Annotated in this window: 17 protein-coding genes and 1 rRNA gene; 13 read left to right on the top strand and 5 right to left on the bottom strand. The window is 73.4% G+C overall.

Annotated elements, in window-relative coordinates; translation table 11 throughout:
* The 3 genes from rrf to AB0E07_RS33700 form a co-directional block, all read left to right on the top strand.
* Positions 1 to 93: ribosomal RNA gene (gene rrf, locus AB0E07_RS33710) — 5S ribosomal RNA — on the top strand; the annotation flags it as partial.
* 186 nt (positions 94 to 279) lie between these two features.
* A complete protein-coding gene (locus AB0E07_RS33705; protein WP_362260640.1) occupies positions 280 to 1,410 on the top strand; it encodes a hypothetical protein in 1,131 nt (376 codons plus the stop codon).
* Positions 1,302 to 2,096 (top strand): hypothetical protein, encoded by a 795-nt coding sequence (locus AB0E07_RS33700; protein ID WP_362260638.1) that lies wholly within the window; start codon positions 1,302 to 1,304, stop codon positions 2,094 to 2,096. The genes AB0E07_RS33705 and AB0E07_RS33700 overlap by 109 nt, the downstream gene beginning before the upstream one ends.
* A 49-nt stretch (positions 2,097 to 2,145) precedes the next feature.
* Here the strand turns inward: AB0E07_RS33700 and AB0E07_RS33695 are convergent, their stop codons facing one another.
* Positions 2,146 to 3,438: a DUF1015 domain-containing protein gene (locus tag AB0E07_RS33695; RefSeq protein WP_362260628.1), complete on the bottom strand. Its 1,293-nt coding sequence runs from the start codon at positions 3,436 to 3,438 to the stop codon at positions 2,146 to 2,148.
* A gap of 72 nt (positions 3,439 to 3,510) precedes the next feature.
* Here AB0E07_RS33695 and AB0E07_RS33690 point away from each other — a divergent pair, with 72 nt between their 5' ends.
* The 4 genes from AB0E07_RS33690 (at position 3,511) to AB0E07_RS33675 (ending at position 7,608) form a co-directional block, all read left to right on the top strand.
* On the top strand, positions 3,511 to 4,539 hold the full coding sequence (locus AB0E07_RS33690; RefSeq protein WP_362260626.1) for an HAD-IIA family hydrolase: 1,029 nt from the start codon (positions 3,511 to 3,513) through the stop codon (positions 4,537 to 4,539).
* 95 nt (positions 4,540 to 4,634) lie between these two features.
* A complete protein-coding gene (locus tag AB0E07_RS33685; protein ID WP_362260624.1) occupies positions 4,635 to 5,678 on the top strand; it encodes an iron chelate uptake ABC transporter family permease subunit in 1,044 nt (347 codons plus the stop codon).
* On the top strand, positions 5,675 to 6,712 hold the full coding sequence (locus AB0E07_RS33680; protein ID WP_362260622.1) for an iron chelate uptake ABC transporter family permease subunit: 1,038 nt from the start codon (positions 5,675 to 5,677) through the stop codon (positions 6,710 to 6,712). Before AB0E07_RS33685 ends, AB0E07_RS33680 begins: the two co-directional genes overlap by 4 nt.
* A gap of 62 nt (positions 6,713 to 6,774) precedes the next feature.
* The gene (locus tag AB0E07_RS33675; protein ID WP_362260620.1) at positions 6,775 to 7,608 is read left to right on the top strand and encodes an ABC transporter ATP-binding protein; all 834 of its coding nucleotides are present in this window, start codon (positions 6,775 to 6,777) and stop codon (positions 7,606 to 7,608) included.
* Between the two features lie 52 nt (positions 7,609 to 7,660).
* Here AB0E07_RS33675 and AB0E07_RS33670 read toward each other — a convergent pair whose 3' ends face one another.
* Positions 7,661 to 8,008, bottom strand: coding sequence for an SCP2 sterol-binding domain-containing protein (locus tag AB0E07_RS33670; RefSeq protein WP_362260618.1), 348 nt, complete (start codon positions 8,006 to 8,008; stop codon positions 7,661 to 7,663).
* A gap of 42 nt (positions 8,009 to 8,050) precedes the next feature.
* On the opposite strand from AB0E07_RS33670, the gene AB0E07_RS33665 reads away from it, so the two are divergent.
* The 6 genes from AB0E07_RS33665 (at position 8,051) to AB0E07_RS33640 (ending at position 14,296) form a co-directional block, all read left to right on the top strand.
* Positions 8,051 to 8,389 carry a hypothetical protein gene (locus AB0E07_RS33665; RefSeq protein ID WP_362260616.1) on the top strand — a complete coding sequence of 113 codons (339 nt, stop codon included), beginning with the start codon at positions 8,051 to 8,053 and terminating at the stop codon, positions 8,387 to 8,389.
* Between the two features lie 7 nt (positions 8,390 to 8,396).
* Positions 8,397 to 9,212, top strand: a complete 816-nt coding sequence (locus AB0E07_RS33660; protein ID WP_362260614.1) for a TlyA family RNA methyltransferase — start codon at positions 8,397 to 8,399, stop codon at positions 9,210 to 9,212.
* Entirely contained in the window at positions 9,209 to 10,114 is a 906-nt protein-coding gene (locus AB0E07_RS33655; RefSeq protein WP_362260612.1) for an NAD kinase, read from the top strand. Before AB0E07_RS33660 ends, AB0E07_RS33655 begins: the two co-directional genes overlap by 4 nt.
* 243 nt (positions 10,115 to 10,357) lie before the next feature.
* Complete coding sequence (recN, locus tag AB0E07_RS33650) at positions 10,358 to 12,100, top strand: DNA repair protein RecN (RefSeq protein WP_362260610.1); 1,743 nt, start codon at positions 10,358 to 10,360, stop codon at positions 12,098 to 12,100.
* A gap of 43 nt (positions 12,101 to 12,143) precedes the next feature.
* A complete protein-coding gene (locus AB0E07_RS33645; RefSeq protein ID WP_362260608.1) occupies positions 12,144 to 12,887 on the top strand; it encodes a hypothetical protein in 744 nt (247 codons plus the stop codon).
* 263 nt (positions 12,888 to 13,150) lie between these two features.
* A complete protein-coding gene (locus AB0E07_RS33640) occupies positions 13,151 to 14,296 on the top strand; it encodes a glycosyltransferase family 4 protein (RefSeq protein ID WP_362260636.1) in 1,146 nt (381 codons plus the stop codon).
* Between the two features lie 17 nt (positions 14,297 to 14,313).
* Here the strand turns inward: AB0E07_RS33640 and AB0E07_RS33635 are convergent, their stop codons facing one another.
* The 3 genes from AB0E07_RS33635 to AB0E07_RS33625 all read right to left on the bottom strand — a co-directional run bounded on the left by AB0E07_RS33635 (position 14,314) and on the right by AB0E07_RS33625 (position 19,308).
* Complete coding sequence (locus tag AB0E07_RS33635) at positions 14,314 to 15,960, bottom strand: PucR family transcriptional regulator (protein WP_362260606.1); 1,647 nt, start codon at positions 15,958 to 15,960, stop codon at positions 14,314 to 14,316.
* A 93-nt stretch (positions 15,961 to 16,053) separates the two neighbouring features.
* Positions 16,054 to 17,436 carry an FAD-binding oxidoreductase gene (locus tag AB0E07_RS33630; protein ID WP_362260604.1) on the bottom strand — a complete coding sequence of 461 codons (1,383 nt, stop codon included), beginning with the start codon at positions 17,434 to 17,436 and terminating at the stop codon, positions 16,054 to 16,056.
* Positions 17,437 to 17,505: 69 nt separating this feature from the next.
* The gene (locus AB0E07_RS33625; protein ID WP_362260634.1) at positions 17,506 to 19,308 is read right to left on the bottom strand and encodes a glycoside hydrolase family 15 protein; all 1,803 of its coding nucleotides are present in this window, start codon (positions 19,306 to 19,308) and stop codon (positions 17,506 to 17,508) included.
* Positions 19,309 to 19,321: the final 13 nt, after the last annotated feature.

Genomic DNA, 19,321 nt, shown 5'->3' with positions numbered 1-19,321 from the left:
ACGCCCGGTTACATTCCGAACCCGGAAGCTAAGCCTCACAGCGCCGATGGTACTGCAGGGGGGACCCTGTGGGAGAGTAGGACGCCGCCGAACAATCTTTGGAGGACCCCTGGTCCCAGCGTTCAGCTGGGACCAGGGGTCCTTTTGTTTTTACAATGCTTGCGGTACCTAAGACAGGAGTCACCATGTCCACCAACTCTCCCGACGATCGACCGGAGCGCGACCAGCGGCGACGGGACAGTGGGGACCGCGGCGACCGGGGTGGCTACCGCGGCGACCGTGGGGGCTTCCGTCGAGATGACCGCCGTGAGGGCGGGCGCGGTGACAACCGTGGCGGCGGCTACGGCCGTCCCCGTGACGACCGCCGTGACGACCGTCGTGACGATCGGCGCGATGGCGATCGTGGTGGTTTCCGCCGCGATGATCGTCGTGACGACAACCGTGGTGGTGGGTACGGCCGTCCCCGTGACGACCGCCGCGATGACCGTCGTGATGGTGACCGTGGTTCTCGTCCGCCGTTCCGTCGTGATGACCGTCCCAGTGGTCCGCGTCGGGACGACCGGCGTGATGACAACCGCGGGTTCCGTCGTGACGACCGCGGTGAGCGTCCTCCCTTCCGCCGGGACGACGACCGTGGCGGCTTCCGCCGCGACGACCGTCGTGACGACAACCGCGGTGGTGGCTACGGCCGCCCGCGCGACGACCGCCGCGATGACCGTCGTGACGATCGGCGCGATGGTGATCGTGGTGGTTTCCGCCGTGATGATCGTCGTGACGACAACCGTGGTGGTGGGTACGGCCGTCCCCGTGACGACCGCCGCGATGACCGTCGTGATGGTGACCGTGGTTCTCGTCCGCCGTTCCGTCGTGATGACCGTCCCAGTGGTCCGCGTCGGGACGACCGGCGTGATGACAACCGCGGGTTCCGTCGTGACGACCGCGGTGAGCGTCCTCCCTTCCGCCGGGACGACGACCGTGGCGGCTTCCGCCGCGACGACCGTCGTGACGACAACCGCGGTGGTGGCTACGGCCGCCCGCGCGACGACCGCCGCGATGACCGTCGTGACGATCGGCGCGATGGCGATCGTGGTGGCTTCCGCCGCGACGACCGGCGTGACGACCGCGGCCCCCGTAGGGACGACCGTGGTCCGCGTCGGGACGACCGTGGCGGCCGTCCGGGCGGCTTCCGTGGTCGTGACGACCGCCGTGACGACCGGCGCGGTGGTGGCGGCTACGGGCGCCGTGACGACCGGGACCGCGACCGGGACCGGGGCGACCGGGACCGGGAGCCGATCAAGCGGCTGCCGATCCCCCAGGACGTCACGGGCGACGAGATCGACAAGGACGTACGGCAGGAGCTGCAGAGCCTGCCCAAGACGCTCGCGGAGGACGTCGCCAGGAACCTGGTGATGGTCGCGCGGCTCATCGACGAGGACCCCGAGGGCGCGTACGGCTACTCCAGGGTCGCCCTGCGGCTGGCGTCCCGTGTCGCCGCCGTGCGGGAGGCCGCGGGCTTCGCCGCCTACGCCAACCAGAAGTACTCCGAGGCGCTCGCCGAGTTCCGGGCGGCGCGGCGGATGACCGGGAACGTCGAGCTGTGGCCGCTCATGGCCGACTGCGAGCGTGGGCTCGGGCGGCCGGAGAAGGCGCTGGACATGGCCGGTGCGCCCGAGGTCCAGCGGCTCGACAAGGCCGGCCAGGTGGAGATGCGGCTGGTCGCCGCCGGTGCCCGGCGCGACATGGGGCAGCTGGAGGCGGCCATCGTGACGCTGCAGAGCCCCGAACTGGCCTCCAACTCGCTCCAGCCCTGGACCGCGCGCCTGCGGTACGCCTACGCCGACGCGCTGCTGGCGGCCGGGCGGGAGAAGGAGGCGCGGGAGTGGTTCGCGAAGGCGGTGGAGTCCGACAAGGACGGCAGCACGGACGCCTCGGACCGGCTCGCGGAACTGGACGGGGTCGACTTCGTCGACGCGCTCGGTGATGACGAGGACAGTGACGAAGGCAGTGACGAAGGCAGTGACAGCGGTGACGAGAGCCGTGACAGCGGCGACGACGCCGGGCAGGACGTGACGTCCGAGGACTCCGACGAGGAGTAGGACAGGGTGAGAGGGGCGGATCCCAGCGGGATCCGCCCCTTTCGCGTTCTCAGAGGTCCAGCGCGCGCAGGACCAGGCCCGAGGCCGGTTTCGGGCCGAACGAGGTCGACTTGCGGGGCATGGTGACGCCCTGGCGGGCCAGGTCGCGGACCACGTCCTCGCGCACGGGGTGCAGCAGGACGGCCGTACCGCCGTGGCGTTCCGCCTTGCGGACGGTGGCGGCGGTGTCGTGGATGTAGGCGATGCGGGTGGGGTCGTCCTCGGGGATGTCCCAGACGTGGTCCAGCAGGGTGGCGTGCAGGACCGTCGCGTCCAGGGTGCGCCAGGCCGCGGGGCGGTCGGCGGGGATCGTGCGGTCCAGCAGGTCCGGGTCGGGCCGGTCGACGAGGTGGAAGGCGCCGTCGCCGGCCAGGAGGAAGGCGTTGCCCGCGCCGGCCGCGTCGGCCAGGACCTCCAGTGCCTCGGTGAGCGGGACCGGGAGGTGGCGTACGCGGAAATGGCCGTCCAGCGCGGTCAGGGCCTCGGCCACCGGCAGTCCGTGCAGCAGGCGGTGGATCGCGCGGACGCGCAGGGGGTAGCGGGCCGTGTCGACCAGCAGGACCAGGCCGTAGTCCCAGGGGCTGGGGGAGGGGTGCTCGGCGCGCAGCCTGCGGTAGGTGGCCCAGCGGTGGTGGCCGTCGGCGATGAGGGCCTGGTGGTGGGCGAGGTCGGACTGGATGCGGACCAGGTCCTCGGGGGCGGTGACCGCCCACAGACGGTGGCGGAAGCCGTCCTCGGTGGTGGTGGCCAGCAGCGGCCGCTCCTCGACGACGCGTTCGATGACGGCGGAGGTGTCGGCGGCCGATCCGTTGCCCCGGTAGGTGAGCAGGAGGGGTTCCAGGTTCGCCGAGGTGGCGCGCATGAGGGCCGCGCGGTCGGCGACGACGTGCGGCATCACGTCCTCGTGCGGGAGGACGATGTGCTCCGCGGGGTCGGAGAGGAGCAGGGCGCCGATGACGCCGCGCTGGAGCAGCCCGTCCGGGCCGCTCTGTTCGTACACGTACAGAGCGGGTTCGTCGTCGGCGGTCAGGACGCCCTCGGAGAGCCAGCGGCGCAGGGTCTGGGCGGCCTGTTCGTTGCGGGTGCTCGGGGTGACCGCCTGCGGGAGGATCAGCCGGACGATGTTGTGCGGGTCGGCGTCCTGGAGCTGGTGCAGGCCGTCGGGGCGGACGACGACGTCGTAGGGCGGGGATGTCACGGCCGCCAGACTGCCGACCCGGTCGGGGTCGTAGCGCAGGCCTCGGAACGGGGTGAGTTCGAGGCCCCGGCGCGTCGTTGCTTCCGAGTGACCTGCTGTGTTCATCCCGGCATCGTACGTGTGTCGGTGGCATGCGGGATGATCGGGGGAAAGCCGTCGAACGAGGAGCGATGCGGAATGAGCCAGAGCGTCAGGACCGGCCCGGACGGCAGTGACCGGGGCCTGAGCGAGGCGTACGACACGGCGCTGCTCGACCTGGACGGAGTGGTGTACGCGGGCGGCGAGGCGATCGCGCACGCCGTGGAGTCGCTGGCCACCGCGCGGGACGGCGGGATGCACCTCGCGTACGTCACCAACAACGCCCTGCGGACGCCGGACACCGTCGCGGAGCATCTGACGGAACTGGGCATACCGACGGACGCCGACGACGTCATCACCTCGGCGCAGGCCGTGGCCCGGCTGATCAGTGAGCAGGTGCCGGCCGGTGCCCGGGTGCTCGTCATCGGCGGTGAGGGGCTGCGGGTGGCGCTGCGCGAGCGCGGGCTGGAGCCGGTGGAGTCGGCGGACGACGACCCGGTGGCGGTCGTACAGGGGTACGGCGGGCCCGACCTGGCGTGGGGGCGGTTCGCCGAGGCGTCGTACGCCGTCGCGCGCGGGGTGCCGTGGTTCGCGTCCAACACCGATCTGACGATTCCGAGCGCGCGCGGCATCGCGCCCGGCAACGGCGCCGCCGTGGAGGTCGTGCGGATCGCGACCGGTGCCGAGCCGCAGGTGGCGGGCAAGCCGCTGCCGCCGATGCACCGGGAGACGATTCTGCGGACCGGCGCCCGGCGGCCGCTGGTGGTCGGGGACCGGCTGGACACGGACATCGAGGGCGCGTTCAACGGCGGGGTCGACTCGCTGCTGGTGCTGACCGGGGTCACGGACGGCGCGCAGCTGCTCGCGGCGCCGCCGCAGCACCGGCCGACGTATGTGGACGCCGATCTGCGGGGGTTGCTGACCGGGCAGCCGGAGGTCGCCGCGGAGGGCGAGGGGTTCCGGTGCGGTGGCTGGACCGCCACGGCCGGGGCGGAGCGGCTGGAGCTGTCGGGTGACGGTGACGCGCTGGACGGGCTGCGGGCGCTGTGTGCCGCCGCGTGGACGGCGGCCGGGGACGGTGTGTGCCGGCTGGACGCGGGGAAGGCGCTGGCCCGGCTGGGTCTGTGAGTCCCGGAGTGGCCGGTGCGACCTCGGGTGACCTCGGGTGACCTGACGCCACCTCGGCTTTCGGGGGAATTGCGAGGGTAGGCTAACCTAACCGCGTGTTGGTCGACAGTCCTACCGAACAGCGCGCGGAAGCCGCCCCCGCGCCCCCGAAACGCCGGGCGATACGCCCCCTCGGGCTCCTCGCCTCCGCGGTGCTGCTGGTGCTCGTCGCGATGGCGAGCATCGCGATCGGCGCGAAGGACCTCTCCCTGGACCAGGTCTGGCACGGCCTGTTCCAGGACACGGGCACGTACGGCGACGTCGTCGTCGACGAGCGGCTCTCGCGCACGGTGCTGGGGCTGCTCGCCGGTGCCGCGCTCGGCCTGGCCGGAGCCGTCCTCCAGGCGCTGACCCGCAATCCGCTGGCCGATCCCGGACTGCTCGGCATCAACGCCGGTGCCTCCGCCGCGGTCGTCACCGCGATCACCTTCTTGGGTGTCACTTCGGTGAGCGGCTACATCTGGTTCGCCTTCGGTGGCGCGGCGGCGGTCGGCGCCCTGGTCTGGTTCCTCGGCGGCAGCCGGGGCGCGACGCCGGTGCGGCTCGCGCTCGCCGGCACCGCGATCAGCGCCGCGCTCTACGGCTACCTCCAGGCCGTGATGATCTCGGACCAGGCGGCGCTCGGCCGGATGCGCTTCTGGACCGTGGGCAGCCTGTCCTCGGCGACCTTCACCACCATCCGGCAGGTGCTGCCGTTCCTGCTGGTGGGCATGGTCCTCGCCCTGCTGCTGGCCCGTCCGCTGAACGCCATGTCCATGGGCGACGACACCGCCAAGGCGCTCGGCGCCCACCTCAACCGCACCCGGGCGCTGTCCATGCTCGCCGCCACCGTGCTGTGCGGGGCCGCGACCGCCGCCTGCGGGCCGATCGTCTTCGTCGGTCTGATGGTGCCGCACGTCGTGCGGTCGTTCACCGGCCCCGATCTGCGCTGGATCCTGCCGTTCGCGGGCCTGCTGTCGCCCGTGCTGCTGCTCGGCGCCGATGTCATCGGCCGGATCGTCGCCCGGCCCTCGGAGCTCCAGGTCGGCATCATCACCGCGATCATCGGCGGCCCGGTGTTCATCCTGCTCGTACGACGGCGGAGGACGGCCCAGCTGTGAAGACCAACCGTACGGTGCGGACCCCGGGCGGTCTCTCGTTCCGTTTCGACGTCCGCGCCCTGACCGTCGTGGTCCTGCTGCTGCTGGCCGCGCTCGCCGCGAGCGTGGTGTTGATCGGCACCGGTGACTTCCCTATCTCGGCGGGCGACGTGCTGAGCACGCTGGCCGGGAACGGCGATCCGGGCCAGGAGTTCATCGTCAACGAGCTGCGGCTGCCCCGGGTCCTGGTCGGACTGCTGGTGGGTGCCTCGCTGGGGCTGGGCGGCGCCCTGTTCCAGGCCATCTCCCGCAACCCGCTGGGCAGCCCGGACATCCTGGGCCTCGGCCAGGGCGCCACGGCCGGCGCGCTCACCATGATCGTGCTGTTCTCCGGCAGCGCGACGGAGGTCACCGTCGGCGCGCTCGTCGGCGGCCTCGTCACCGGCCTCGCCATCTATCTGCTCGCCTGGAGACAGGGAGTGCACGGTTACCGGCTCGTCCTGGTCGGCATCGGCATGTCCGCGATCCTCACCGCGGTCAACGGCTATCTGCTGACCGTGTCCGACATCGTCGACGCGGCCCGCTCGGTGGTCTGGATGACCGGCTCGCTCAGCGGCCGGGACTGGGCCCAGGTCTGGCCGCTGCTCGGGCTGTGCGCGCTGCTCGTACCGCTGGTGCTCGGCAACGCGCGCGGGCTGCGGATGATGGAGATGGGCGACGACGTCTCCCACGCCCTCGGCGTGCGCGTGGAGCGGGTACGGGCCTTCCTGCTGGTGTCCGCCGTACTGCTGACCGCGGCCGCCACCGCCGCCGCCGGACCCGTCAGCTTCGTCGCGCTGATCGCCCCCCAGCTCGCTCGGCGGCTGACCCGCTCGCCCGGTGCGAACCTGCTGCCCTCGATGTGCATGGGCGCCGCGCTGCTGGTCGCGGCCGACTGGGTCTCGCAGCGCGTCTTCGGCGCCGACCAGATGCCCGTGGGGGTGGTCACCGGTGTCGTCGGCGGTGTCTACCTGCTGTGGCTGCTGGTCACCGAGCGCAGGGCGGGCCGGATATGAGCGGACGCGCGAACGAGAGCGCCCCCAGGAGCGCACAGAGCACGAGGAGTACGAGGAGCACCGTGAACCGACTGTCCGCCGAGAACGTCACCCTCGCCTATGACCAGCGGGTCATCGCCGAGCACCTGTCGGTGGAGATCCCCGACAACTCCTTCACGGTGATCGTCGGCCCGAACGCCTGCGGCAAGTCCACGCTCCTGCGGGCCCTGTCCCGGATGCTCAGGCCGGACCAGGGCCGGGTGCTGCTGGACGGACAGGTCATCCAGTCGATGCCGGCGAAGAAGGTCGCGCGCACGCTGGGTCTGCTGCCGCAGTCCTCCATCGCGCCCGACGGCATCACCGTCGCCGACCTCGTCGGCCGCGGCCGGTACCCGCACCAGGGCATCCTGCGCCAGTGGTCGGCCGAGGACGAGCGGGTGGTGCAGGAGTCGATGCGCCAGACCGGGGTCGCCGAACTCGCCGAGCGCTATGTCGACGAACTCTCCGGCGGCCAGCGCCAGCGCGTGTGGATCGCGATGGCGCTCGCCCAGCAGACCCCGCTGCTGCTGCTCGACGAGCCGACCACCTACCTCGACATCCAGCACCAGATCGACGTGCTCGACCTGTGCGCGGAACTCCACGAGGAACAGGGCCGCACGCTCGTCGCCGTCCTGCACGACCTCAACCACGCGGCCCGCTACGCCACCCACCTCATCGCCCTCAAGGGCGGCGAGGTCATCGCGGAGGGCGCGCCGAACGACATCGTCACGGCCGGGCTGGTCGAGGAGGTCTTCGGGCTGCGCTGCCAGGTCATCGAGGACCCGGAGACGGGGACACCGCTGGTGGTGCCGGCCGCGCGCAGGGCACGCACACCGCGTACCGAGGTACGGAAGACGGCGGCGGCGGAGGCATCCTGAGCGGGGACGGCCGGGCGGGGACGGCCGGGCGGGGACGGCCGGGCGGGGACGGCTACAGGAGCTTTCTGAGCAGCAGCAGGTCGCGTACGCCCGCGTGCAGTTTCACCCGCCCGGAGCCCCACGCCTTGGCGAAGTGCAGCTCGCCGCCGACCAGCGCCACCAGGTCGTCGCCGGTCATGGCGAGTCTGATCTCGGCCTTCTCCCGCGGCGGCCCCGCCACGGTGTCGTGCACCTGGATCCGGCCGTCCCGGAGGCGGCCGGCGAAGGTGACGTCCAGGTCGGTGAGGTGGCAGCTCACCGAGCGGTCCAGGGCGGCCGCGGTGCGGACGTCCCCCTCGGCCCGCTGCATGGTGTCCGAGAGCTTCTCGAGTGCGGCGCGGCACTCCTCGATCGTGGCCATCGCGACCGACGGTACCGCAGCGCTTCGGGGTAGCGTCTGGGCATGAGCGACCCACTGCCCGACGCGGAGGCCCCGGAGCGGGAGACCGCGGCGGCCGGCCCCGAGTACGACCCCGCGGCCCCCGCGCCCCTCGGCGTGCCCCGCACGCCCACCGGCAACGCCGAGGTCGACGCCCTGCTGGAGCGGCTGGGCGACGCCGACCACCTCGACACGGACGGACACGTCGAGGTGTACGAGGATGTACACCGGGGGCTGCGCGACGCGCTCACCGCGCTCGACGCCCGCCCGGGACCTCCGGCTCCCACCCGTCACCCGACCACCACCCCTCAACGAGGCCCTTCGGGCCACCCATCACATGCGCCGTATGGCAGTAGGAGCTGAACCGAACGTGGCAGGAGTCGCACGTCGCCGTCTGGATGCGGAACTGGTCCGCCGGAAGCTGGCGCGCTCGCGCGAGCACGCCAGCCAGCTGATCGCCGCCGGGCGGGTCACCGTGGGCAGGACCGTCGCGACCAAACCGGCCACACAGGTGGAGACGGCGGCCGCGATCGTCGTCCTCACCGACGACAGCGACCCCGAGTACGTGTCGCGGGGCGGGCACAAGCTGGCCGGCGCGCTGGAGGCGTTCGTCCCGCAGGGGCTCGTGGTGCGGGGGCGGCGGGCGCTGGACGCGGGGGCGTCGACGGGTGGGTTCACGGACGTACTGCTGCGGGCGGGGGCCGCACACGTGGTCGCCGTCGACGTCGGGTACGGACAACTCGCCTGGACTCTGCGGAGCGATGAACGCGTCACCGTCAAGGACCGTACGAACGTACGGGAGTTGACGCTTGAGGCGATCGATGGGGAACCTGTGGATCTTGTTGTGGGGGATCTGTCCTTCATCCCGCTCGGACTGGTGCTGCCCGCCCTCGCGCGGTGCGTGACGCCGGACGCCGACCTGGTGATGATGGTGAAACCGCAGTTCGAGGTGGGCAAGGAACGGCTGGGCAGCGGGGGCGTGGTGCGCAGTCCCGAACTGCGGGCCGAGGCGGTACGGGAAGTGGCCCGGCGGGCCTTCGAACTGGGGCTCGGTGTACGGGGGGTCACCGCCAGTCCGTTGCCGGGTCCGTCCGGGAATGTCGAGTACTTTCTGTGGCTGCGGTCCGGGGCACCGGAACTGGACCCGGCCGACGTTGACCGTGCAGTGGCGGAGGGGCCGCGTTGACACAGAACCGAGCGCGAACTGTTTTCCTGCTGGCCCACACCGGCCGCCCGGCCGCGATCCGCAGCGCGGAGCTGGTGGTCAGGGGGCTGCTGCGGTCCGGCATCGGGGTGCGGGTGCTGGAGGCGGAGGCCGCGGACCTGCCGCTGCCGGAGAGCGTGGAGCTGGTCAAGGAGGCCACCCCGCAGTGCCTCGACGGGTGCGAGCTGCTGATCGTGCTCGGCGGGGACGGGACGCTGCTGCGCGGTGCGGAGTTCGCGCGGGCGTCCGGGGTGCCGATGCTGGGCGTCAACCTGGGGCGCGTGGGCTTCCTCGCGGAGGCCGAGCGGGACGACCTCGACAAGGTCGTCGACCGGGTGGTCACCAAGGCGTACGAGGTCGAGGAGCGGATGACGGTCGATGTCGTCGTCCACCAGAACGGTGACATCGTGCACACGGACTGGGCGCTGAACGAGGCGGCGGTGCAGAAGGCCGGCGCGGAGAAGCTCCTGGAGGTCGTCCTGGAGATCGACGGGCGGCCGGTCACCGGGTTCGGGTGCGACGGGATCGTGCTGTCCACGCCGACCGGGTCCACGGCCTACGCGTTCTCCGCGGGCGGGCCCGTGGTGTGGCCCGAGGTGGAGGCGCTGCTGATGGTGCCGATCTCCGCGCACGCGCTGTTCGCCAAGCCGTTGGTGACCTCGCCGGACTCGGTGCTGGCGGTGGAGGTGCTGCCGCACATCCCTCCGGGGGTGCTGTGGTGCGACGGGCGGCGGACGGTGGAGTTGCCGCCGGGGGCGCGGGTGGAGGTGCGGCGGGGGGCGGTGCCGGTGCGGCTCGCTCGGCTGCACCATGCCTCGTTCACGGATCGGCTCGTCGCGAAGTTCGCGTTGCCCGTGGCCGGGTGGCGGGGGGCGCCTCACTAGGCCACGCCCGGGGTGGTTCGGCGGGGCGCGGGCCGGTGGGGGCTTGTCGCGCAGTTCCCCGCGCCCCTGGAGGGGTGGTGCGGGGGCGTCGGCCTGGTGCGGGTCGGCTGTGGCTGGTCGCGCAGTTCCCCGCGCCCCTTTGGGGCGCGCCCGCTGGGGCGCGACCCCTGGGGGACCGGTCCTGGAGGAGGTACCACCCCCCTGGGTGACAGGGTGCCTCGCTTATCGGGTGGCGTACCTCGTATGGTCTTGTCCGTGCTGGAAGAGATGCGGATACGGTCGCTCGGAGTCATCGACGACGCGGTCGTCGAGCTGTCGCCCGGGTTCACCGCTGTCACGGGTGAGACGGGCGCGGGCAAGACCATGGTGGTCACCAGCCTCGGGCTGCTGCTCGGCGGGCGCGCCGACGCGGCGCTGGTGCGGATCGGCGCCGAGAAGGCGGTGGTCGAGGGACGGGTCACCGTGCCCCCGGGCACCTCGGCGGTCGTACGGGCCGAGGAGGCCGGGGCGGAACTCGACGACGGGGCGCTGCTGATCAGCCGCACCGTCTCCGCCGAGGGACGCTCACGGGCCCACGTCGGCGGACGCAGCGTGCCGGTCGGACTCCTCGCCGAACTCGCCGACGACCTGGTGGCCGTGCACGGGCAGACCGATCAGCAGGGCCTGTTGAAGCTGAACCGGCAGCGGCAGGCGCTCGACCGGTACGCGGGCGACGCCGTCGCGGGGCCGCTCGCCAAGTACGCCGGGGCGTACCGGCGGCTGCGGGCCGTCGCCGCGGAACTGGACGAGATCACCACGCGCGCGCGTGAGCGGGCCCAGGAAGCCGACCTGCTGCGCTTCGGGCTCGACGAGATCGCGGGCGTCGAACCGCGGGCCGGGGAGGACGTGGAGCTCGCGGAGGAGGCGGAGCGGCTCGGGCACGCCGAGGCACTGTCCTCGGCCGCCACGGCCGCGCACGCCGCGCTCGCGGGCAACCCCGAGGACCCCGAGGGCATCGACGCCGCCACGCTCGTCGCGGGCGCGCAGCGGGCCCTGGACGCCGTACGGTCGCACGATCCGGCGCTGTCGGCGCTCGCCGACCGGATCGGGGAGATCGGCATCCTGCTCGGGGACGTGGCCGGGGAGCTGGCCGGGTACGCCGACGACCTCGACGCCGATCCGCTGCGGCTGGCCGCCGTGGAGGAACGGCGGGCGGCGCTCACCGCGCTGACCCGGAAGTACGGCGAGAACGTCGCTGCCGTGCTCGCCTGGTCGGAGGAGAGCGCCGCGCGCCTGACCGAACTGGACGGCGACGACGAGCGGATCGACGAACTCACCGCGGAGCGCGACGGGCTGCGGGCCGAACTGGGCGGTCTCGCGCAGGCGCTGACCGACGCCCGGACCGAGGCCGCGGAACGGTTCGCGGCCGCCGTGACCGCGGAACTCGCCTCGCTGGCGATGCCGCACGCGCGGGTGTCCTTCGACATCCGGCAGACCGAGGACCCCGAGGGCGTGCCGGTCGACGGGCGGACGGTCTCCTACGGGCCGTCGGGCGCCGACGAGGTGGAGCTGCTGCTGGCACCGCACCCCGGGGCACCGCCGCGGCCCATCGCCAAGGGCGCCTCCGGTGGTGAGCTGTCCCGCGTGATGCTCGCCGTCGAGGTCGTCTTCGCGGGCACGGACCCGGTGCCCACGTACCTCTTCGACGAGGTCGACGCCGGTGTCGGCGGCAAGGCCGCGGTCGAGATCGGGCGGCGCCTCGCGCGGCTCGCGAAGACCGCCCAGGTCGTGGTCGTGACGCACCTGCCCCAGGTCGCCGCGTTCGCGGACCGGCAGTTGCTGGTCGAGAAGACCAACGACGGTTCGGTGACGCGCTCCGGGGTGAAGGTGCTGGAGGGCGAGGACCGGGTCCGCGAGCTGTCGCGGATGCTCGCCGGCCAGGAGGACTCGGAGACCGCGCGGGCGCACGCGGAGGAACTGCTGGCGACCGCGAGGGCCGACGGCTGAGCGGACGGTGAGGGGCGTCACCGCCCCTGCGTAGGGTGGCCGGATGATCCTCCGCGCCGCCCTCACCGTCCTTGTCGCCCGTGCCGGGACGGCCGTCCTGCGGACCAACCCGCCGGGAGGCCGGGCCCGCTGGCAGCGGACCAACCACGCCGGCCGGACCGTCGACCTCTGTGCCGGACCCGCCGCCGCGGCGGCCCTCGCGCTCGGCACCGGACAGGTCCGGCCCGTGGTGGGGGCCGTCGTGCTCGCCGCCGGAGCGTGCGGGGCGTACGACGACGCGGCAGGGGCGGACGATCCCCGGCGCGGGTTCCGGGCCCACCTCGGCGCGCTGCGGGACGGCGAAGTGACCAGCGGGGCGGTCAAGTTGTTCGGGGTGGGAGCGGCCGCGCTGGTCGCGGGCGCACTGCTCGGGGAGCGCGCGGTGGACCGGGCGCTCGCCGCGGTGGTGATCGCGGGCGGCGCGCACTTCGTCAACCTGCTGGACGTACGGCCCGGCCGGGCCGCGGGCGCCGTCCTCGCGCTCTCGGCACCCGGTCTGCTCCGGGGCGGGCCCGCGGGGGAGTTGTCCGCCGCGACGGCCGCCGCTGCCGCCGCCGTCCTGCCGGACGACCTCGGCGAGCGGTCCATGCTCGGAGACACGGGCGCCCACGCGCTCGGTGCGGCCCTCGGCGCCGCCGTCGTGGTGGGCAACGGGCGCGCCGGACTCCTCGCGCACGCCGCCGCGCTGGTCGCCGCGACGGTGTGCGGGGACCGGGTGAGTGAGGCGGCACGGTCGCTCGGGCGGTGAACGGCGAGCGGTCGCGCGGGCCGAGGTCGCGCCCCCGGGGTGTCCGTCGTACCGATCTTCACCCAACCGGGTGAGTGGCCGCCGGGGCGGCCCGTGTCGTGCGCCGGACCCGGCCACCTGCCCGTTCCCGGAACACCCGTGCGTCCTGGCATCCTTGAGGGTGCATGACGCACGCGCAGGGACCGTCGCGGTTCACCCCCTCCGCCCGATCCTTCTGTACTTTCTTCGTGACCGCCCGACCCCCGAACCAGGAGCACGGCCACGTGACCCCCGTGAGCAGCCACTCACCGCACGGCCAGTCGCCGCTGCGCACCGTGCAGGTGCTGGGCGGCGGCAACGCCGGCAGCAGCGTGCACGTGCGCTCGCTGACCTCGGGCCTGGTCGCGAGGGGCGTGCGGGTCACGGTGTGCGCCCCCGCGGAGGCGGATCACCTCTACGACTTCACCGGGGCCGGTGCCGAACACGTGCACGTGCCGCGCAGCAGTGACCCCGGGGCGGTGGCCGCGCTCCGGGCGGCCTGCGCCGACGCCGACCTGGTGCACGCGCACGGGCTGCACGCCTCCTTCCGCGCGGTGCTCGCCCTCAGCGGCCGGCGCACCCCCCTCGTCGTCACCTGGCACGACCGGGCGTTCGCCGAGGGCGCCCGCGCCCACCTCGTACGGCTGCTGGAGAGGCGGGTCGTCAAGACCGCCGCCGTGGTGCTCGGCACCACCTCCGCGCTGGTCGACCGGGCCCGCCGCACCGGCGCGCGGGACGCGCGGCTGGCCGCGGTGTCACTGCCGAGGCCGCGCCGGGCGCCCGAGGGCGACCACGAGGAGGGCGACGGGACCCGGCTCAAGGTCCGGGCCGAACTCGGCGCGATGGCACGCCCGTTGCTGATCGCCGTCGGCTCTCTGGACCGGCATCGCGGCTACGACGTGCTGCTGGACGCCGCGCGCTCCTGGCGCCGGCTCGATCCGCTGCCCCTCCTCGTCATCGCGGGCGAGGGCCCGCTGCGCGGCGAACTCCAGGGCCGCATCGAGGACGAGGAGCTGCCCGTACGGCTCGTCGGACACCGTGACGACGTGCGCGAACTGCTCGCCGCGGCCGACCTCGCCCTGCTGCCCAGCCGGTGGGAGGCGCGGTCCGTGCTCGCCCAGGAGGCGCTCCGCGCCCGGGTGCCGCTCGTCGCGACCGAGGTCGGGGGAGTGCCCGAACTCGTCGGCGACGCCGCCGAACTCGTCCCCTACGGCCGTCCCGGGGCCCTCGCCGACGCCGTCGTCCGGCTGCTCGGCGACCCGGAGCGGTGCGAACGGCTCCGGGAACGGGGCGCGCGCCAGGCCGCGACCTGGCCAACCGAGGACGAGACGGTCGCCCAAGTCCTCAGCGTCTACGACGAGTTGACCCAGGTCCGCAGACCCCTGATCTAGGGCCTGCGGAACACGGCTCAGGGCAGGTGCCGGCGGGCCCGCAGGGCCAGGCTCAACGCCAGTACCGTCTGCGGGTCGTCGAGGTCGGTGCCGAGCAACTCGCCGATCCGGGCGAGGCGGTTGTAGAGGGTCTGCCGGTTCAGATGGAGTTCGCGGGCCGTCTCCGCCTTGCGTCCCGCGTGCGCCAGATAGGTCTGGAGGGTCGGCAGCAGCGGCGGCTTGGAGCGCACGTCGTGGTCGCGCAGCGGACCGATCGCCCGGTCCACGAACGCGGCGAGGTCGGGGTGGTCGCGCAGCCGCCACAGCAGCAGGTCGATGTCGAGGCGCCGGGCGTCGTACCAGGGCCGGTCGGTGAGGCCCTGCGCCGCGGTCGCGGTCTCCGCCGCGTGCCTGAGGCTCGCCGAGGCCGCCGCCCAGCCGCCCGCGACCCCGACCACGACGACCGGCGGCAGCGCCCCGGGCCGCTGCATCCCGGCCCGCTCCACTCCGGCGCGCAGGGCCGCCGCGACCCGGTCGGCGACCGTCGGCCGCTCCGACTCCGTGCGCAGGCCCAGCAGCAGCGGCACCCGGCCCTCGACGGGCCGTACGCCCAGCAGGACCGGAACGCCCACCGACGCCAGCTCCTCGGCGACCGCCCGCGCCAGCACCGCCCAGCCGCCGCCCGGGGCGAGTGCGTCACCCAGCCGCATCACCACCGGCAGCAGCGGGCCCTCGCCCGGCTTGAACCCCAGCACCCGCGCCTGGGCGGGCGCGTCCTCCGCGGTGATCCGGCCCTCGGCGAGGTCGGTGAGGAAGTCACCGCGGCCGCGGGCCGCCAGCTCCTCCTCCTGACGCGCCTGCATCAGCACCACGGCGAGGATGCCCGCGGCCCGTTCGGCCGCGATCCGGTGCACCGGAGCCAGCGGCGCCCGCACCGGCAGCAGCACCAGCCGGGCCCGCACCGACCCGGCGCCCGGACCGCCGCCCGGCACGTCCACCAGCACCGAGCCGGCCGGCGGTGGCGGCGCGTCCTTGTGCGGGCCGCGCAGCCCCTCCCACACCTGGAGCGGATCGGCGTTCTCCGGTCCCGACCCGGCGGCGTACAGCAGCTGGCCGTCGGCCGTCTCCAGGAAGACCGGGTTGCCGCAGAAATCGGCGAGGATGCCCAGCACCTGGGGGATGCCCCCGCCGCCCAACAGGGCTTCCGTGCAGCGGCGGTGCACCTCCTCGGCACGCTGGAGGAGCGCGTAGTGGCCGTTGACGATCTCGGTGTGGATCTCCTCGGTGACCGTCACGAACGGCACCTCGCGGTGCAGTTGCACCAGCGGCAGACCGGTCGCCCGCGCCGTGTCCACGAGCGCGGCGGGCAGCCGGGCGAAACGCGGGCCCAGCTCCACCACCAGGGCGGCGATCCCGCGCTCGGCCAGGGTGCGCACGAACGCGCGCTGTTCGGCCGGACGGGTGCCGAGGCCGTAGCCGGTGGTCAGCAGCAGCTCGCCGCCCTTGAGCAGCGAGGCGATGTTCGGCACCTCGCCGGCGTGCACCCAGCGCACGGTGCGCCCCAGCCGGTCCGCGCCCGCCAGGATCTCCGGGAGCCCGCCGCGCAGGCCGGGCAGCTCCAGTGCCCGCTGCACGGTGATGCCGGCGCCCTGGGTGTCGAATCTGCTGTCCCTGCCGCTGTCCATGAGCCGGACGCTACCCGTGTCCGTCACCCCGGGACATCTCGCCCCGGTCAAGGAAACGATCATCCCGGGCGGACCGGCCGGTGTGCACCGGGCTCAGCGGGGCCTGATGTTGTGGTTGAAGCGGAACACGTTGTCCGGGTCGTACTCCCGCTTGACCCGTTCCAGCCGCCGGTGGTTCTCGGCGCCCACCCCGGCGATCACCCGCTCCGGGCCCTCCGCGCCGATGAAGTTGAGGTACACCGCGCCCGTGCTCCAGGGCCGCGCGTCGGCGCGGACGTTCCTGACCCACTGGATGCAGCGCTCGTCGTCGGCCGCGTCCTCCCACATGCCGAACGGATGGGTGCCCCAGCTCGCGTCCCGGTAGGGGACGGGGTACTCGTGCGGACCGTCGGCGACGGCACCGCCCAGCGGGAACACCACGTGGATCGTCCCGGACGGCACGGGCATGTCCTCCGCCCGGGCGCAGAACACGTCGACGTACGGGTCCGGCAGACCCGTCAGGTACTCCGCCGACCAGTAGTTCCGCATCCCCGGCGGATCGTCCAGCATGCACTGCGCCTCGACGTACGGCATCGCCCCGACCATCTCCGCCTCGTGCGGCAGCGCCAGCATCGGCTCGGCGAGCTTGCGCAGGTCCGCCTCGCCGCCCGCGTACGTCAGCAGCGCCGCGCAGAGCAGCCGGCCCTGGAGGTGCGGCGGGCAGAACTCCTCGGGCGGCCCGGTGACGTAGAGGACGCCGCCGCCCGCCTCGTTCGGTGCCACCGCCATCAGGTCGCGGAAGGTGCGCACGACCTCGCCGCCGTACTCCGGCAGGTACAGCAGGAAGGCGAGGGCGAACTCGGGCAGTTCGTGCAGCTTCAGGGTGAGGGAGGTCGCCACGCCGAAGTTGCCGCCGCCGCCGTGCAGCGCCCAGAACAGCTCCGCGTTCTCGTCCGCGCTCGCCCTCACCCTACGGCCGTCCGCGGTGACCAGCTCGGCGGCGAGCAGGTTGTCGGCGGCGAGCCCGCTCCACCGCTCCAGCCAGCCGGAGCCGCCGCCGAGGACGAAGCCGCCGACCCCGGTGGTGGAGACCCGGCCGCCGGTGGTGGCCAGGGCGTGCTCCTGGCAGGCGCGGTCCAGGTCGCTCATCGTGGCGCCGCCCGCCACCCGTACCGCCTCGGCCCCGGGGTCCACGGTGACCGCCCGCATATGGCGCAGGTCGACGACGACTCCGCCGTCGTTCAGTGCCATGCCGGCCACGCTGTGCCCGCCGCCGCGCACCGCGATCGGCAGGTCCAGGTCCCGGGCGAACCGCACCGAGCGCACCACGTCGGCCTCGTCCACGCACTGCGCGATGACCGCGGGACGCCGGTCGATCATCGCGTTGAAGACGACCCGGGCCTCGTCGTAGCCCGGGTCCCCCGGTGCGAACACATCGCCGCTGAGATCCTCGCGCAGCGCGGCAAGGGCCGCGCCCGCCTTCGAGAGGGAAGCCATGGCGGCCCCCTTTCCGGAAGGGGGAAGTGTCTGCTTCCAGCCTAGGCGGGCCCGCCCACGAGGGCTCGTTCAGCCGCCGTACGCCCCCGAGGCCGTCAGGCGCAGGGCCGTGTCGATCAGGGGGACGTGGCTGAACGCCTGCGGGAAGTTGCCGACCTGGCGCTGGAGGTGCGGGTCCCACTCCTCGGCCAGCAGACCGAGGTCGTTGCGGAGCGACAGCAGCTTCTCGAACAGCTTGCGGGCCTCGTCGACGCGCCCGATCATCGCCAGGTCGTCGGCCATCCAGAAGGAGCAGGCGAGGAACGCGCCCTCGTCACCGGGCAGTCCGTCGACGCCCTCGGCCTCGCCCTGCGTCGGGTAGCGCAGGATGAACCCGTCCGGAGTGGACAGTTCGCGCTGGATCGCCTCGATGGTGCCGATGACCCGCTTGTCGTCCGGCGGCAGGAAGCCCATCTGCGGGATCAGCAGCAGGGAGGCGTCCAGCTCGCGGGAGCCGTAGGACTGGGTGAAGGTGTTGCGCTCCTTGTCGTAGCCCTTCTCGCACACGTCCCGGTGGATGTCGTCGCGCAGTTCGCGCCAGCGCTCCAGCGGGCCGTCCGCGTCCCCGGACTCGATGAGCTTGATGGTGCGGTCCACCGCGACCCAGGCCATGACCTTGGAGTGCACGAAGTGGCGGCGGGGTCCGCGGACCTCCCAGATGCCCTCGTCCGGCTCGTTCCAGTGGTCCTCCAGGTAGCGGATGAGCTTCAGCTGGAGCACCGAGGCGTAGTCGTTGCGGGCGAGACCGGTCATGTGCCCGAGGTGCAGGGCCTCGGTGACCTCGCCGTAGACGTCCAGCTGGAGCTGGTGGGCGGCGCCGTTGCCGACCCGGACCGGCGCCGAGTTCTCGTAGCCGGGCAGCCAGTCCAGCTCCGCCTCGCCCAGCTCGCGCTCACCGGCGATGCCGTACATGATCTGGAGGTTCTCCGGGTCGCCCGCGACCGCCCGCAGCAGCCACTCGCGCCAGGCGCGGGCCTCGTCGCGGTAGCCGGTGCGCAGCAGCGAGGAGAGGGTGATCGCCGCGTCCCGCAGCCAGGTGTAGCGGTAGTCCCAGTTGCGGACGCCGCCGATCTCCTCCGGCAGCGAGGTCGTGGGCGCCGCCACGATGCCGCCGGTGGGCGCGTAGGTCAGCGCCTTCAGCGTGATCAGCGAGCGGACCACGGCCTCGCGGTAGGGGCCGTGGTACGTGCAGTGCTCGACCCACTCGCGCCAGAATTCCTCGGTCGCCGCCAGCGACTGCTCGGGCTCCGGCAGCGGCGGCGGCTGGTGGTGCGAGGGCTGCCAGGAGATGGTGAAGGCGATCCGGTCGCCGGGGGCGACGGTGAAGTCCGAGTACGTCGTCAGCGACTTGCCGTAGGTCTCGCGGTCGGTGTCGAACCAGACCGAGTCCGGGCCGGCGACGGCCACCGTACGGCCCTCGTGCTTGTGGACCCACGGCACGACCCGGCCGTAGGAGAACCGCATCCGCAGGGCCGAGCGCATCCGGACCCGGCCGGAGACGCCCTCCACGATGCGGATCAGCTGCGGGGCGCCGTCGCGCGGGGGCATGAAGTCGATGACCCGGACCGTGCCGCGCGGGGTGTCCCACTCGGACTCCAGGATCAGCGAGTCCCCGCGGTAGCTGCGCCGGGCCGCGGTCGGCGGCTCCGCGTCGGCCGCGTGGGCCGGTCCGAGCCGCCAGAAGCCGTGCTCCTCGGTGCCCAGCAGACCGGCGAAGATGGCGTGCGAGTCGAAGCGGGGCAGGCACAGCCAGTCCACTGTGCCGTCCCGGCAGACCAGCGCCGCGGTCTGCATGTCTCCGATGAGTGCGTAGTCTTCGATGCGCCCGGCCACGTGCAACTCCAGT

The organism is Streptomyces sp. NPDC048002 (genome assembly GCF_040653275.1).
In the GTDB taxonomy this organism is placed as follows: Bacteria; Actinomycetota; Actinomycetes; order Streptomycetales; family Streptomycetaceae; genus Streptomyces.
The sequence above is the reverse complement of the archived record's forward strand: the minus strand, read 5'-3'. Positions and strand labels throughout refer to the sequence as shown.

Excerpts from the sequence above, each read along its gene's own strand:
- AB0E07_RS33635 (WP_362260606.1), bottom strand. The coding sequence starts at position 15,960 with ATGGACAGCGGCAGGGACAGCAGATTCGACACCCAGGGCGCCGGCATC.
- AB0E07_RS33695 (WP_362260628.1), bottom strand. The coding sequence starts at position 3,438 with ATGAACACAGCAGGTCACTCGGAAGCAACGACGCGCCGGGGCCTCGAA.
- AB0E07_RS33690 (WP_362260626.1), top strand. The coding sequence starts at position 3,511 with ATGAGCCAGAGCGTCAGGACCGGCCCGGACGGCAGTGACCGGGGCCTG.
- AB0E07_RS33645 (WP_362260608.1), top strand. The coding sequence starts at position 12,144 with ATGATCCTCCGCGCCGCCCTCACCGTCCTTGTCGCCCGTGCCGGGACG.
- AB0E07_RS33665 (WP_362260616.1), top strand. The coding sequence starts at position 8,051 with ATGAGCGACCCACTGCCCGACGCGGAGGCCCCGGAGCGGGAGACCGCG.
- AB0E07_RS33670 (WP_362260618.1), bottom strand. The coding sequence starts at position 8,008 with ATGGCCACGATCGAGGAGTGCCGCGCCGCACTCGAGAAGCTCTCGGAC.
- AB0E07_RS33630 (WP_362260604.1), bottom strand. The coding sequence starts at position 17,436 with ATGGCTTCCCTCTCGAAGGCGGGCGCGGCCCTTGCCGCGCTGCGCGAG.
- recN (WP_362260610.1), top strand. The coding sequence starts at position 10,358 with ATGGTCTTGTCCGTGCTGGAAGAGATGCGGATACGGTCGCTCGGAGTC.